This is a genomic window from Bradyrhizobium sp. CCBAU 11386 (genome assembly GCF_028128955.1).
Lineage (GTDB): Bacteria > Pseudomonadota > Alphaproteobacteria > Rhizobiales > Xanthobacteraceae > Bradyrhizobium.
The window spans coordinates 1-1,862 of the sequence record NZ_LBKA01000111.1 but is presented as its reverse complement, the minus strand read 5'-3'; the positions used below and the strand labels follow the sequence as shown (position 1 = coordinate 1,862).

Genomic DNA, 1,862 nt, shown 5'->3' with positions numbered 1-1,862 from the left:
GCTGTACCGCGCCGCCCTGTCCTTGCTGTCCTTGGCCCTGCCGCTGCGGCGGCTGGGCGCCTTGCCGGTTCGGCGCGCCCGGCTGCTGCTGACCCGGACGGTTGTTCTGGCCCGGCTGACCGTTCGGCCGCTGCGGCTGTTGGCCGGGCGCCGTCGTCGGCCGCAATTGTTGCGGCTGCGGCGGCTGCGCCGGCCGCGGAATGCGGCTGATCGCGGTCGGATTGGCGCGGCGGAAGTCGCGCTGCTCGGTGACGATCTGGCGGCCCGTGGTCTGCGCCAGATGCACCTGGCTGACGAAGCCGCGGTCGCGCGCGATCTGCTGCGGGGCAATCGTGATCGGCACGGCCGCAAAGCGCATGCCGCCGGGGCCGCCCGTGCCGGGGCGGATCGCAAAGCCGCTCGCGCCTTGCGTCAGCGCGCCGAGCCGCGCGCCGCTGCTGCGGTCGTTGACTTCGATGTGTCCGACCCGGCCGTCGGCGTCGGGATAGAGCTTGATGTTGACGTTGCTCGCGCGGCTCGCGGCCGCGCCTTCCGGCACGTCGACGACGCCGGTGGTGCCGCGGATGCCGAGCGTCGCCGTCGGCGTCGCGATCTTCATGTCGCCGGTCTTCGCCACCGCCGCCGCAACGAAGGCAACCGTGCCCTTGCCGATGTCGAAGATCGCCGAATTCTGCTTGCCGCCGTCCTCGTAGACGTAATTGTCGATGGTGATCCTGGCGCTGGCGGAGAGGTTGAACGTGGTCGCATCGTTGAAGGTGATGCCGAGCGAGGAGTTCGACGAGGTCTGCACGACGTCGTTGAGATAGATGTCGTCGCGCACGCGCAGCGGATAGGAATTCTTGTCGCGGACCACGGTCGCGATTCCCGTCACGGTCGCGACGTTGCCGATCGGCTCGACCGTGGCGGATTGCGCGTCCGTGGCCGGCGTCGGCGAGGCTGCGGGGGTCGGAGAGGGGGCGGGCGCCGGCTGTGCCTGCGGCTGCACCTGTGCGAGTTCGATTGCATCGGATGCGAACGCCCCGCTCGCGCCGGCCAGCGGCAAGGCCAGCAGCGGAATCGCAAACACGAAGCGGCGCCAAGCCACCAATGAAGTCACGAAGAGGTCCCGGTGAGAACGCGAGGTGAGATCGGCCGATTTCAGCCGTGGACAGCTGAATGGCGGATGAACGTTGTGGCAGGGGAGGGGCGAATGTTCGAAACGGTGCGCGCTTGGGGCTAGTTATCTCGACAACGTCATGGCCGGGCTTGTCCCGGCCATCCACGCCCTGCCTTGCGGCACCAAGAACGTGGATGCCCGGGACAAGCCCGGGCATGACGAATACTTGTGCGTGTCGCGCGAGATCCCGGGTTCGATGCTTCGCATCGCCCCGGGATGACGCGCTCCGCGCGTCAGCCCACGCGCTTCCAGGTCTGGCCGCCGCAGAACATGCCGCCGAAGGCGCAACCCTGCACGCGCATCGCATTCGGGCCCTTCATCGCGATCGTCGAGTCGTAGTTGCGGCCGGAGTCGGGATCGTGGATGCGGCCGCTCCACTTCGCGCCATCGGGCTTCATGTTGATCAGGATGCGCTCATTGGTCTTCTGCGCGTAGCCGCACAGATTGGCGCCGCACTGCTCGACACGGACGTTGCCCTTGTTCTCTTCGGTCGCCCAGATGCCGATCGGCGTGTTGGCGACCTGCGCCGGCGCAGCGGCCACCGGAGCCGGCGCGGGAGCAACGGCGACCGGTGCGGGCGCCGCAACGGGAGCCGCAGCGGGTGCGGGCTGCACCGTGTTGTCGAAGCCGACGGACGGAGCGGCGGCAACCGCCGTGGCGGGAGCTGCGGGGGCGGCAACCGCAGGCACGGCCGGCGCGGTCGCCT

2 protein-coding genes are annotated in these 1,862 nt (G+C 69.5%); both read right to left on the bottom strand.

The window, feature by feature from the left end; translation table 11 throughout:
• A partial coding sequence (locus XI09_RS08705) for a FecR domain-containing protein (protein WP_271566476.1) occupies nucleotides 1–1,087 on the bottom strand: 1,087 nt, incomplete at its 3' end.
• A gap of 302 nt (nucleotides 1,088–1,389) precedes the next feature.
• A partial coding sequence (locus XI09_RS08700; RefSeq protein ID WP_271566475.1) for a DUF2147 domain-containing protein occupies nucleotides 1,390–1,862 on the bottom strand: 473 nt, incomplete at its 5' end.